This window comes from Lentzea sp. NEAU-D7 (assembly GCF_026242055.1).
Classification (GTDB): Bacteria; Actinomycetota; Actinomycetes; order Mycobacteriales; family Pseudonocardiaceae; genus Lentzea.
In genome coordinates this window covers 239844-252734 of sequence record NZ_JAPJDL010000013.1, presented here as the reverse complement: position 1 = coordinate 252734, position 12891 = coordinate 239844, and the positions used below count along the sequence as shown (strand labels likewise).

The 12891-nt window shown below is 68.1% G+C and carries 9 protein-coding genes; 1 reads left to right on the top strand and 8 read right to left on the bottom strand.

All coding sequences use genetic code 11. From position 1 onward, the window contains the following. Positions 1 to 71: 71 nt before the first annotated feature. The 3 genes from ORI60_RS25985 to ORI60_RS25975 all read right to left on the bottom strand — a co-directional run bounded on the left by ORI60_RS25985 (position 72) and on the right by ORI60_RS25975 (position 5404). Complete coding sequence (locus ORI60_RS25985) at positions 72 to 1340, bottom strand: lytic polysaccharide monooxygenase (protein WP_266040536.1); 1269 nt, start codon at positions 1338 to 1340, stop codon at positions 72 to 74. An 11-nt stretch (positions 1341 to 1351) separates the two neighbouring features. Continuing rightward, positions 1352 to 4228, bottom strand: coding sequence for a glycoside hydrolase family 48 protein (locus tag ORI60_RS25980; RefSeq protein ID WP_266040534.1), 2877 nt, complete (start codon positions 4226 to 4228; stop codon positions 1352 to 1354). Between the two features lie 243 nt (positions 4229 to 4471). Beyond that, positions 4472 to 5404, bottom strand: a complete 933-nt coding sequence (locus tag ORI60_RS25975) for a pectate lyase family protein (protein ID WP_266040532.1) — start codon at positions 5402 to 5404, stop codon at positions 4472 to 4474. 173 nt (positions 5405 to 5577) lie between these two features. On the opposite strand from ORI60_RS25975, the gene ORI60_RS25970 reads away from it, so the two are divergent. After that, on the top strand, positions 5578 to 6342 hold the full coding sequence (locus ORI60_RS25970) for a pectate lyase (RefSeq protein WP_266040530.1): 765 nt from the start codon (positions 5578 to 5580) through the stop codon (positions 6340 to 6342). A gap of 33 nt (positions 6343 to 6375) precedes the next feature. Here the strand turns inward: ORI60_RS25970 and ORI60_RS25965 are convergent, their stop codons facing one another. From ORI60_RS25965 to ORI60_RS25945, 5 genes are read right to left on the bottom strand one after another with little or no spacing between them, the layout of a single operon-like run. Further along, positions 6376 to 7521, bottom strand: coding sequence for an enolase C-terminal domain-like protein (locus tag ORI60_RS25965; RefSeq protein WP_266040529.1), 1146 nt, complete (start codon positions 7519 to 7521; stop codon positions 6376 to 6378). Continuing rightward, the gene (locus ORI60_RS25960; RefSeq protein WP_266040528.1) at positions 7518 to 8786 is read right to left on the bottom strand and encodes an ABC transporter substrate-binding protein; all 1269 of its coding nucleotides are present in this window, start codon (positions 8784 to 8786) and stop codon (positions 7518 to 7520) included. Before ORI60_RS25960 ends, ORI60_RS25965 begins: the two co-directional genes overlap by 4 nt. Before the next feature lie 10 nt (positions 8787 to 8796). After that, positions 8797 to 9678: a carbohydrate ABC transporter permease gene (locus ORI60_RS25955; protein ID WP_266040527.1), complete on the bottom strand. Its 882-nt coding sequence runs from the start codon at positions 9676 to 9678 to the stop codon at positions 8797 to 8799. Further along, complete coding sequence (locus tag ORI60_RS25950; protein WP_266040526.1) at positions 9675 to 10550, bottom strand: carbohydrate ABC transporter permease; 876 nt, start codon at positions 10548 to 10550, stop codon at positions 9675 to 9677. Before ORI60_RS25950 ends, ORI60_RS25955 begins: the two co-directional genes overlap by 4 nt. After that, positions 10547 to 12730 (bottom strand): pectinesterase family protein, encoded by a 2184-nt coding sequence (locus tag ORI60_RS25945; RefSeq protein WP_266040524.1) that lies wholly within the window; start codon positions 12728 to 12730, stop codon positions 10547 to 10549. Before ORI60_RS25945 ends, ORI60_RS25950 begins: the two co-directional genes overlap by 4 nt. Positions 12731 to 12891 lie beyond the last annotated feature (161 nt).

Sequence of the window (12891 nt, the reverse complement as noted above, 5' to 3'; positions counted from 1 at the left end):
GGGTTCGGCGCGTCCGACGAGGAGGACGAACGCGACCGAACCCACGACCAGGAGGGCGGCCAGGGCCCTCATCACCGGATGGCGCACGCGGAACCGTTGAGCGTGAAGGACGTCGGATCAGCCGGCGTGGACGCCGTGGTGGCGTTGAACCCGAACGTCACCGAGCCTCCGGCCGGGATGTCCGCGTTGTACGACACCCCCTTCGCGGTCGCCTGCCCGCTCGCGACGGTGACCGTCGACGACCAGGCCTGCGAGAGCTGCTGCCCCGAGGGGAAGGCCCACACGAGCTGCCACGCGCTGATCGCGCTGGTGCCGCTGTTGGACACCGTCACGTTCGCGGTGAAGCCGCCGTTCCACGTGCTCGGCCGCGTGTACGCCACCGTGCAGGAACCGGTGCTGCCGCCACCGGTCGACGTTCTGACCGTGACACCGGGGGACGCCGGCGAGGCGTTGCCCGCCGAGTCCGTCGCCACCACCGTGAACGAGTACTGGGTGTCCGCGGTCAGGCCGCTGACGGTCACCGAGTTCGTGGCGGAGGTGGCGACCACCTGGTCACCGCTGTAGACGCGGTACCCCGTCACACCCACGTTGTCCGTCGCCGCGGTCCAGTCCAGCTTCACCGAGTTCCCGGTGACGGCGGACGCGACAGGCGTGCCGGGCGCGGACGGCGCACTGGTGTCGGGCGTACCGGTGCCACCGCCGAACACGACGTCCGAACAGCTGTAGAACGCCTCCGGGCTGTCCGAACGCTGCCAGAGCGAGTAGATGATGTGCCGACCCGACTTGTTGGGCAACCGGGCCTGCCACGCGTACTCGCCGTTCGCCAGCGGCGGGTTCGTCACCTTGTCGAACGGCACCGACTCGAGGTCGGACCACTTGAGCGGCTTCGTCACGTCGAAGCCGTCCTTGGTGACGTACTGCTCCCAGGTGCCGGGGTGCGGCGCCCACGCGTTGTACCGGAAGGTGACCGAGCTGTTCGCCTGCACCTGCGTGACCGGCCAGTCGGCCCGCGTCAGGTTGTAGGCGGAGTACTTCGTGGTGGGACCGCACAGGCTGCCGTCGGGAACGATCTCCCGGTGACGCCCGGCGGCGTTGCTGATCAGGTTGCCGAACCAGTCCCACAGCGGTTGCTTCCCGCCCTGGGCAACGGCGGCGGCACACGCCGGGTTGGTGGGCTGGAGGTCACCGCCACCGCCGCCCGCGCGGCCGTCCTCGTAGCAGAGGTACGTGCGGCTGCCGGGCCAGACCATCGACCCGTGCGCGACGGCCGTGCCACCGGTGTGCACCAGTACGGCGCCCACAGCGGCCGCGACCGCGAACAACGCTATGCCTTTCCTCATCTCGAGACTCCTCACCCGTAGATCTCGGCGTGCAGGGAGAACGCCGTGGCGATCTCGGCTTGCGCCCAGAACCGGTGGTAGGTGAACGTCGGTGCGGGTCCACCGTCCAGGTAGGACTGCACCTTCGGCCACTGCGGGTCGTTGCGGAACATCGACCGCATCGACAGGAACGACGAGCCCTGCCCGATCTGGTCACCGTTGGGCATGCGCCCGGTCCAGCCGCTGGGCACGTACGGGCCTTCCGCGGTGGAGGTGTTGTAGACGTCGTCGAACCGGTTGTAGTCCGCGCGGGTCTCCGGCGTCGCGATGCCCAGGCTGTCCTGGTGCGAGAGCAGCGACGTCAGCAACGACTCACCCGTGGTCTTGGCCTGGGCGTTGCCCGACCGCGCCGCGTAGTTCAGCAGCACCTTGGCGTACGACGCGGCGATGCCGACGTCCTGGTTGTGGTTGAGAACGCGCACCCGGAGGTTCGCGTTCGCGCCGGGGTTGGTCGCGTTCCACGTGTCCGGCGCTCCCGACCACTCCAGGTCCGCGGGGATCTGGAAGTTCGTGCCGGTCGTGGTGTTCGCGATCGCCCACGGCACCCACTTGTCGAGGATCTTCTTGGCGCGCGCGTCACCGGTCAGCCGGTACAGCGCCGCCGTGCGCTCGATCCCCCACACCTGGAAGCCGAACCACCGGTTGCTCGGCGGGTCGCGCCACACGGGGTGGGCGTCGTAGTGCATGCCGTAGAACGTCGGCGTGCCCGCGGGAGGCGAGGCGTACTGCCCCTCCCAGCTGTTCGTGACACCGCCGGCCAGACCACCGTCGGCCGACTGCAGCCACTGCAGCATCTCGAGCTGCCGGTTCAGGCTCGTCGCCCAGTCCTGCTGCCCGGTGGCGGACAACGGCTTGAGCGCCGGCACGTTCGCGAGAGCGTGCGCCGCCAACGGGTTCTGGTAGCCCTGGTGCGAGGCACCGTCACCGATGCGCCACGCCCAGCCGGCGGACGTGTCGGTCGCGCCACCCCACGCGTAGTACCAGGACATCAGGTAGTGAGCGCTGTCCTTGCCCGTCGCGCCGGGGCACGACGCGGGGCTGTTGCAGTTGCCGATCCGCTTGAAGTACTTGTCGAACATGGCGTACCGCAGGTAGTCGCCCATCTTCGCGGACTTGCCGATCTCGCTGGAGATGTCCCCGGCCTTGCCCTGGGCCGTGGCCCACTGCTGGGCGAGCAGAGCCACCTGCACCACGCGGGCGTCCGCGTCCGGTGCGTTGGTGTACTTCCACTGCTTGGCGTAGGAGGCGTCCTTGGTGAACAGGTCCAGGAAGCCGTTGGGTCCACCGTGCTTGAAGGTGTCGCACGAGGGCTGCGGGATGGTCTCCCACACCGACTCCGACGAGCCGCGCTGGTAGGTGTTGATGTACGCGGGAGCCGTCGTGCCGTCGCCGCACCGGCCGAAGCCGTAGGTGTTGTCGACGTCGATGAGCCAGTGCATGCCGTAGACGTCCGAGTTGCCGTACGCGGTCTTCAGTTCCGCCGCGATCGGGTCCCGGCCGACGGGGACGGTGCCGTCGAGCGTCGACGGGTAGGCGTCCATCCTCGGGTGCTCGGGCGCGTAGGTGGCCGGCTTCGACGGGTCGTACTTGTCGTTGGTCGGCTGGTCGGCCTTCGCCGGGATGATGAACTTCTCCATCGAGGCGAACGCGGACTTGAACGGCGCCCAGTCACCGGTGACCCGGCCGTAGCTCGCTTCCAGCCACAGGTAGTAGCTGAACGCCTCGGACGTGGTCTGGTGACCGTGGTCCGGTGCCTCCACCATCAGCGTCTCGACCGAGTGGTACGGCACGAGCAGGTCGCCGAACTTGCGGAAGTAGCCGCTCGCCGGGTCCTTGATCTTGTTGTACTGGTCGAGGAACGCCTTGTTGAAGTCCGAAGTGGACGGGTCGATCTCGTTCACCGTGACGCTCGCCGGGCTGTACCCGGTCGCCGAGGCCGTGAACGTCGCGGTCCCGAGCGCGCCACCGTTGTTCGCCGACGTCACCGTCACCGTCTGCTTCGCGGTGCCGGAGAACGTGAGCGTCGCCGGGGTCGCCGTCAGGTCCGCGCTTCCGCTGCGGGCGATCGTGACGGTGACGGGCTGGCTCGGCGCCGTGGCCAGGGAGACGTCGAACGTCGCCGTCTGGCCCTGCTTGACCGAGACCGTGCTCGGCGAGGCCAGCACCGCCGGTCCGGACAGGACCTTGACCGCGGCCGGTGCCGAGGTCTTGGTGGCACCGAGGTTGTCCGTCGCCCTCGCGGTGATGCTGTGGTCACCCGCCGGCGCCGACGTCCACGTGCCGCTGAACGGCGCGCTGGTGTCGGTGGCGATCAGGGTGTCCCCCGCGTAGAAGTCGACCTTGGCCACCGTGCCGTCGGTGTCCTGCGCGGTCGCCGCCAGCGGGATCTGCGCGGGCAGGGTGTAGCTGCTGCCACTCGTGGGCGCCGTCAGCGCCACCGAGGGCGACTGGTTGGGGCCGGTGCAGGACACGCCGTTCACGGCGAAGTCCGTCGGTGGCCTGTTCGTCGCGCCCTTGCTGCCGTTGAAGCCGACCTGCGCCGTGCCACCCGAAGCCAGGGTGGGGGCCCAGGGCGGGTTCGTCACGCTCACCACCGCGCCGGTCTGCGTGAAGTTGCCGCTCCAGCCCTGCGTGACGCGTTGCCCGTCCGGGAACGTCCAGGTCAGGTTCCAGCCGTTCAGCGCCTCCCCGTCGTTGCGGATCGACACGGCCGCGCCGAATCCGGTGTTCCACTCGTTGGTGATCTGGTAGGTGACGGTGCAGGCCACCGCAGCAGGTGCCGCGACGGCGGGAGTTCCGCCGACCAGCACCACCGCCGCAACCGCCAACGCCACTTTTCGTCGAGTCATGCCGCCGCCCTCTCGACAACTGGGAGCGCTCCCAGAGTTCACGGCACTGTAACGTGGCCCACAGCGATCAACCGATCACAGGTGCAAGCATTTCTGGGCCGTGAAGCCCTCGCGGTTACGCCCTTCGGCACAACAGCGGTTGCTCTGCCGGTTCCTCTTACTGCTCTCTTCGAGTGGAATCCTGGGAGCGGTCCCAGAAGAGGGTGGGGGCACCCGCGCCACTTCGGGTGCCCCCTGGTCTCGTCAGCCGCGCCCGGCTCCCGCACCGGCCGTGACCACGCTCTTCACGCTGCTGGCGCTGTCCAGCGGGTACGAGTAGGGAAGGCTCTTCACAGAGCCGCCCTGGTCGCCCGTTCCCGAGTTGACGAAGTGGTTGTTGCGCGCCACCAGCGACCCACCGGGCGAACTTCCCTCACCGCGGTGGAACGGGTCCTGGGTGTTCTCGAAGTAGTTGCCTTCGACCAGGACGCCGGCCTCGACGGTCGACGCGACGCCGTAGTCCGTCACACCGCCGTAATAGTTGTTGTAGACGTGCACCGGGTTGCCGAACCGCACCCGCGGGTGACGCTGCTGCGTGCCGTCGAACCAGTTGTGGTGGTAGGTCACCCGGAGCTTGCCGCGGTCCTCGGAACCGTTGTCGTCGCTGTGACCCAGCAGCATCGTCTTGTTGTGACTGGTGAACTTGTTCCAGGACACCGTGACGTAGTCCGAGGCACGCTTCACGTCCACCGCACCGTCGTAGCCGTTGGAGAAGGTGTTGTGGTCGATCCACACGCGGGTGGAGTACTGCACGTTGACCGCGTCGTCACCCCAGCTGCGGAAGTTGAGGTTGCGCACGATCACGTTCGAGGCGTTGGCGATGTTCAGCCCCTGCCCCGTGATCGTCGCGGTCGAGCCGACGCCCTCGATGGTCTTGTTCGAGGCGACCTTCGTCATGCTCGACAGCGAGATCGTGCCGGAGACCCGGATCACGGCCGCGCCCGACGCCTTCGCGGCCGCGACGAAAGCGGACGCCGTGGTGACGGTGATCGGTGAGGCGCTGCCGCCCCCCGTCGTGCCACCACCCTGGGTGGCCCAGCCGACCAGCCCGAACGGAGCGGCGGCCGCCTGGGGAAGGGACACCGCGCCCAGGACCAGCGCGACGGCGGAAATCAATGCTGTGCGCTTTGGAATCATTTACTCGCTCCCAATGAGAGTGAGCGGCGGTAGAACTCACACAACCAGCACCGGGTAGCACGGTCAACCAATTCGACGATATTCGATTCGAACGTTCGAATAGAGGTTGACAGAAAAGATCTCCGCTCTACGATCACATTACCGCCGCGCATCCACCTGCAAGCGGAGCGCACATGAAGAAAATGGCACCATTGGTGTTGGCCGCGACTCTGGCCGCGTTTCTCGCACCTCAGGCACAGGCTGCGGGCAGCACCTTCCCCACCCCGTCCGGGTCGAAACCGGTCGGCACGACCATCAAGGTCGGATCGAGCGGCTACGACGGCGGCATGCAACGGTTCTACGGCACCGGCGCCCTCGGTTCCGGCGGTCAGGGCGAGGACCAGGGCCCGATCTTCCAGCTGGCCGACGGCGCGACGCTGAAGAACGTCGTGCTCGGCGCGCCGGCCGCGGACGGCGTCCACTGCCTCGGCACCTGCACGCTCACCAACGTGTGGTGGGAGGACGTCGGCGAGGACGCTGCCACGTTCAAGGGCACGTCGTCCTCGCAGACCATGACCATCAGCGGTGGTGGCGCGCGCAAGGCGTCGGACAAGGTGTTCCAGCACAACGGGCCGGGCACGATGATCATCCGCAACTTCCAGGTGGACGACTTCGGCAAGCTCTACCGGTCCTGCGGCAACTGCAAGACGCAGCACAAGCGGCACGTCGTGCTGGAGAACGTCACCGCGTTCTCCCCCGGCAAGTCGCTGGTCGGCATCAACACCAACTACGGCGACACCGCGCGGTTCTCGAGGATCACGATCGTCGGGGACAGCAGCAAGAAGATCGCGATCTGCGAGAAGTACCAGGGCGTCACCAGCGGTGAACCGAAGAAAATCGGCACCGGGGCGGACAGCACGAACTGCCTGTACAAGTCCTCGGACATCACCTACCGGTAGAGGAAATGCCCCGGCCATTGGCCGGGGCATTTCTCACCACACTTCAAGAGTGTGAACTCCGATGTGTTCGAAATTCCAGTCGTCCCCGATTCCGGGTATTCGAGGAAGCGTCACGCAGCCGTTCTCGTCCAGCGGATCGGCAATGGAGTTCCGGTGCGGCGGGACCCGGTCGAAGTCGACGTGCGGGTGCAGCAGACCTCGTTCGTACCACCGGCCGGCGTCGGTCGCGCCGAGCACGGTGAGACTGCCCGCCCCGTTGCCGTGGATCTCGCAGTCCATGTTGAACGACTCCGCGAGGTGCACGGTCTTGAGCACCGGGGTGATGCCACCACTGCCCGCGGGACCCGCCCGCAGGATGTCGCACGCCCCGGCGGCGATCCACTCGGCACGGGTGAGGTGCTTGCCCCACGCCACCTCCGGGCCGATCACCGGGATGTCCAGCTGCTCGGAGAGCCACCGGTAGGAGCTGATCGACGCCTCCTCCATCGGCTCCTCGAACCAGTAGAAGTCCAGCTCCTGCAACGCCCTGCCGAGCCGCAGCGCCTCGGTCCGCGAGTACCAGTGGCTCGCGTCGAGCATCAGCGCGATCCCCGGCCCCACCGCGTCCCGCACCGCCTGGCACGCCTCGACGTCACGGGAGACGCTGGGCGCACCGGGCACCGGCGGCATCCAGGTGTGCAGCTTGATCGCCCGATAGCCCACCGACACGAGGTGCCGCGCGAAGTCCGCGTAGTCGCCCGGCGTCGCCAGGCCCTCCGCGTCCCCGCACATCGTGCTGGCGTAGGCGGGGATCCTGTCGCGAGCACCACCGGCGAGCTTCCACGCGGGCAGTTCCACCCTGCGCGCCACCAGGTCCCAGAGCGCCTGGTCGACGAACCCGAGCGCCCGGTCGGTGAACCCGCCGTGCGCACCCCGCTGCCGTCGCGCGAGCAGCCTCCACAGCCGCTCGCGGTCCCACGGGTCCTGACCGAGCAGCACCGGCCGCACGTGCTTGTCCAGCACGGCGGGCCGCAGCTGGTCGGGCTGGACCTGGCAGTACCCCGTGACGCCGTCGGTGTCGGTGATCTCCAACAGGGCCTCGACGACCTCGTGCTCGGGCGCCGGATGCCGGTGCCCCTCCGGGTCGACGGACGTGGCCGCCGTGGTCTTGAACGTCCGCACCACCACCCGTTCGATCACTTGCGCTTCTCCCAGTCCTGCTGAGCGGTGGTGAGCTTGGCCGCGAGCTGGTCGAGGAACTCCTGCGCGGACATCTCACCCAGCAGCACCTTCTGGTAGAGCGGCTCGGTGTCGGTCTTGGTGATCGAGGAGTACTCCGGCAGGTAGACCGGCGCGGGCACCAGCACGGTGGCCGGGTCCTCCAGCACCCCGAGCGCCATCTTCACGGCAGGGTTCTTCTGGATCCACTCCGCGCCGCGCACGTCCGTGTTCGCCGGGATCTGGCCGACCTTCTCGTTCCAGTAGCCGTTGCTCTCGGCCGACGTCAGGAACTCGACGAACTTCCAGGACGCGTCGCGGTTCTTGCTGCCCTTGAACACCGCGAAACCGTCGGTCGGGTTCGGCACCACCGTGCGCTTGCCGGACGGCCCCTTGGGCAACGGCATCGCGGCGACGCGTTCCGGGCCGAGGGCCTTCATCACGTCCGCGGTCGAACCGAGGTTGTGGTGCATCATCGCCACCGTGCCGCCGGTGAACTGCGCGACCATCTGCGTGTAGCTGTTGTTCACGTCGGCCTCGGGCGTGGCCTTCTTGTACAGCTCGGCCACCTTGCGCACGAGCTCGGCGTTGCGCGGGTCGGCGACCGTGCTCTTGCCGCCCTCGTAGAACTTCTCGACACCGGAGTAGGAGTAGGCCTCGGACAGCAGCTGGAAGACCGACCCCGCGCCACCGCGGATCGTGAAGCCGTACTGGTTGTCCGCGGGCCTCGTCAGCTGGACGGCGGCCTTGGTCAGGTCGTCCCAGGTGGACGGTTCCGGGATCTTGTTCTCCTCGAACCGGTCGGACCGGTACCAGATGATGTCCATGTTGCCCGACGCGGGAACGGCGTAGAGCTTGCCGTCGGGCGCGGTCTGCCGCACGGTCTCGAGCAGCCCCGGCAGCAGCTTGTCCTTGAGCGCGCCGTTCTCGATCCGGTCGTCGGCCGGCTCGAGCGCGTCCTGGCCGACGAGGTGCGCGAGGTAGGACGTCGTGACGCCACCGACGTCCGGGGTGGACCCGCCGGCGATGGCCGTGTCGTACTTCTGCTGCACCGACGAGCTGGGAATGCCGACGTACTCGATCTTGATGTCGGGGTTCGCCGCCTCGAACCGCTTGATCAGCTCCTGGTAGATGGGCGTGCGGCCGGGGCCGCCGTTGTTGTCCCAGAACGTGACGACCGTGGGACCGTCCTGCCCCGCCGAGCAGCCGCTCAGCACGAGCACCAACGCGATCAGCAGCTTTCTCATGACCTCTCCCTCATCCCTTGACCGCACCGGCGCTCAGTCCCTGCACCAGGAACCGCTGCACCACGGCGAAAACCAGCACGACCGGCACCGCGGCGACGACTCCGCCCGCCGCGAGCGCCCCGAAGTCGGTGTTGAACTCCCCCAGCGCGTAGCTCAGCCCGACCGGCAGCGTGAACTTGTCCTGCCTGCTCGCGAACATCAGCGCGAACAGGAAGTTGTTCCAGGCACCGATGAACGCGAACGACCCCACGGCCACGAGCGCGGGCTTGAGCTGGGGCAGCGTCACCGCGAAGAACGCGCGCAGCCGCGAACACCCGTCGACCATCGCGGCCTCTTCGAGCTCGATCGGCACGTTGCGCACGAAGCCGCTCATCAGGATCAGCGCGAGCGGCAGCTGGAACGCGGTGTCCGCGATCACCAGACCGGTGAGGCTGTTCAGCAGCCCGGCCGACTTGAAGATCACGAACAACGGGATCAGCATCATCGCGCCCGGGATGAACTGCGTGCACAGCAACGCCAGCAGGAAGACCCGCTGACCGCGGAACTTGAAGCGCGCCAGCGCGTAGCCGCCCATGAGCGCGAACACGGTGACGACGATCATCGTGCCGACCCCGATGATGAGGCTGTTCTGGAAGAACACCCCGAACCCGATGCCGTTCCACACCGTGTCGAAGTGCTCGAGCGTGATCGGCCACGGCACGAGCGAGGTCTGGCCCGTCGGCCGGAACGCGAAGACGAGCATCCAGTAGAACGGGATCAGCGTGAACAGCAGGTAGAGCACCAGCGGGAGGTGCAGCCGGAAGTAGCGGCTCGGGTCGCGGTGCTTCTTGCGGCGAGGTGGCGCCGGCGGCGGCGTCAGGGCCGTGGCCGGACGGGTGAGCGTCTGGGTCATGCCCGGCTCCCGAATTTGGACATCCTCAGGTAGAGGATCGAGAAGAACAGCAGGATCACGAAGCCGGCCATCGTCAGCGCCGAGCCGTAGCCGAAGTCGTGCGAGTCGACGGCCTTGCGCGCCACGTAGAGCGGCAGCGTGGTGGTCTGGTTCGCCGGTCCACCACCGGTCAGCGTGTAGATGAGGTCGACGTTGTTGAACTCCCACACCGCGCGCAGCAGCGTGGACAGCACGATCGCGTCGCGCAGGTGCGGCAGGGTGACGCTGATGAACTTGCGCCACCGTCCCGCGCCGTCGACCGAGGCGGCCTCGTAGAGGTCGTTCGGGATGGTCTGCAGGTCGGCGAGCAGCAGGATCGCGAAGAACGGCACCCCTCGCCACAGCTCGGTGACGACGGTCGCGGGGAACACCGTGGCCGGATCACCGAGCACCGAGGTGCCGGGGTCACCGATGCCCCACTGGGCGAGCTGCTGGAAGATTCCCGTCGACGGGTTGTAGAGCAGGATCCAGATGCCGGTGGTGAGCACGCCGGAGACCGCCCACGGCGAGAACACCAGTGCCCGCGCGAGCGCCCGGCCGACGAACGTCTCGTTGACGATCAGCGCGAGGACTAGTCCCAGCACCAGTTGCAGACCGACCTCGACGACCACCCACTTGGCGCTGAACACGAGGCTCTGCCAGAACAGCTGGTCCTCGAACAGCATCCGCCGGAAGTTCTCGAACCCGATGAAGCCGTTCTTCCACGGCTGCGTGACGGTGTGCTGGCGCAGGCTGAACCACCCGACGCTGGCGATCGGGTAGACCAGGAACACCGCCATCAGCACGAGCGTCGGGGCGATCAGGGCGTACGGCGCCCACGTGCGGGTCCTCACGCCGGGTTCCACCCGCTCAGGTAGGCGGCCTTCGTGTGCTGCCGCGCCTGCTCGTCGGTGAGCTGGGGGCGGTCGGTTCCCGTGCCGGCGCCGGGCCCGGTGTTGCGGTACTCCGCGAACCTGGCCTCGCGCCAGGGGAAGCCGGACATGTCGGTCCACGGCTGGCGTTTGATCGCGGCGGGCAGTTCGGTGTCGCGGATGACGACCTGCGCGATCGCGTCCGGGTCACCGCCGGGGTGCCAGGGCCTGCCGAGGAAGTACGTGCCGGCGGGGGCGTCGCTGCGGATCTTCGAGTTGACGATCAGGAAGCCGTGCGGGTTGTCCTTGCGCGTGCTGGCGGCGGTCACGTACCCGTTGGGGTCGCCGCCGCGGTCCAGCGCGGTGATGGTCGCCCGTTCGAACACGGCGGTCGCCCTGCCGAAGAGGAAGTCGACGTCACCGGTGATCGCGCAGTCCCGGTAGTACTGCCGCGACCGCGTGTTCACGGCCGGGGTGTCGGCGTACAGGGTGTCCTGGTGGCCTTCGAAGCGCACGCGGTCGAACAGCATTCGATCGCCGGTCGCCTTGACCGCGACGGCCTGCGTGGCCGTGATCTCCGGGTGCTTCTTGCGGTCGAAGGAGTTGCGGAAGGTGAGGTCACGGGCGGTGAACCCGTCCGCGGCGATGGTCGCCGTCGCGCTGCCCGTGGTGCCGTAGGTGGTGCCGTCGGGCTTCTTCGTGCCGCTGGCGTTGTCGAAGTCGATCACCACGTCCTGGGCCCGCCCGGTGGCGCCGCGCAGGGTGAGGTCCTTCTTGGTCGCCGGAATCTTGACGACCTCCCGGTACACGCCCTTCGGCAGCGTGATCACGCCTCCGGCCGGTGCCGCGTCGATCGCGGACTGCACGGTGGCGAACCCCTTCCCCACCACGAGGTGGTGGCCCGCCGGTGGGGCGCCCGCCCGGAGGTGCCTGATCCGGTGCGCGGGTTCGAGACCGCGGTTCAGGGTCGGCGTCCACCCGGCGTCGGTGCCGAGCGCCTTGTCCGGGAACGCCGCGTTGTGCGCGTCCACCAGGCTCACCGGCCTGCCGTCGACGAGGTTGCCGGTGTCGGTGATCGCCGTGCCGCCCCAGTTGTAGACGATCTTCTCCGGCGCGATGCCCTTGATGAAGTTGTTCTGCGCGTAGATCTGGGACTTGACGCCGACGCCCCAGCTGTAGGTCTGCGCGCCCTCGTACAGGTTGTTGTAGACGTGCACCTGGCCGAACCGCACGCGCGGCGCGCGTTCCAGCACGTTGCGGAAGACGTTGTGGTGCACCGAGACCCGCAGCTTGCCCGGGTCGGTCGTGGACGAGTTCGACGAGCCGATCAGCATGGTCTTGCCGTGCTCGGCGAAGACGTTGCGGGAGACGGTGACGAGGTCGGACCCGTTCGTGATGTCGAGCTGGCCGTCGTGCACCTGGTAGGGCCGTCCGAAGTGGAGCGGCTGGGTGCTGTCGACGTTGGGCTCGTCGGTGAACGTGCTGTGGTCGACCCACACGTTCTCGGAACGCTGGACCGACACCGAGTCGTAGAGCGAGTTCCAGTTGCCGGGCGGGGAGCCGGGGCTGGTGTCCGCGGGATCCCACTGGGGGAAGCAGTCGCGGGTGTCGCGGAAGGTCAGGTTGCGCACGATCACGTTGCGCGCGTTGTGGATCCGGAGGCTGCCGCCGGTGATCCCGGCCCCGCGGCCGACGCCGAAGATCGTGGTGTCCGGGAGCACGTTCAGCGCGATGACCGCTTCCTGCTTCTTCGCCGACGCCACACGGGCGTCCTCGAGCGGCCCTTCGGGTTCACGCTCCCATCCCCAGACCGCCGGGTCGTACGCCGCGAGGTAGCCGGCCAGCGTGTAGCCGTCGGTCGCGTAGTCCTCGCACCGCAACGGTTTCCCGTCCGCGCCGGTGTTCGCGTCGATCACTCCCCTGACCTTGATGATCCGGGGAGCCGGGGCCGCGAGCGCCGCGACGAGCTCGGCCCGCGTGCGCACCTCGTGCACGTTCGAGGCGGGGGCCGCCGCTCCCCCGGTCGTGCCCGGCCCGGCCGACGCCCAGCCGTCCCCCGCGGGCAGCACCTGCCGCGCGGGGTCGTGACCTGCGTGCGCGGGGAGGCTCACCACCCCGGTGGATGCGCAGGCCAGAACCAGCGCGCCAACGAAAAGCCGCATGACGGAATACCCTTCGGAAAGGAGGATTCACATTCTTGAACAAGGTCCACGATCGTGAACCGAGTATTACGAATGCTTCCGGCATGCGTCAACGAAGTGAATTCATTCGACGATTCGCCACGGCGTTCGACGATTGTTCGAATCGAATACCGTCGAATGTC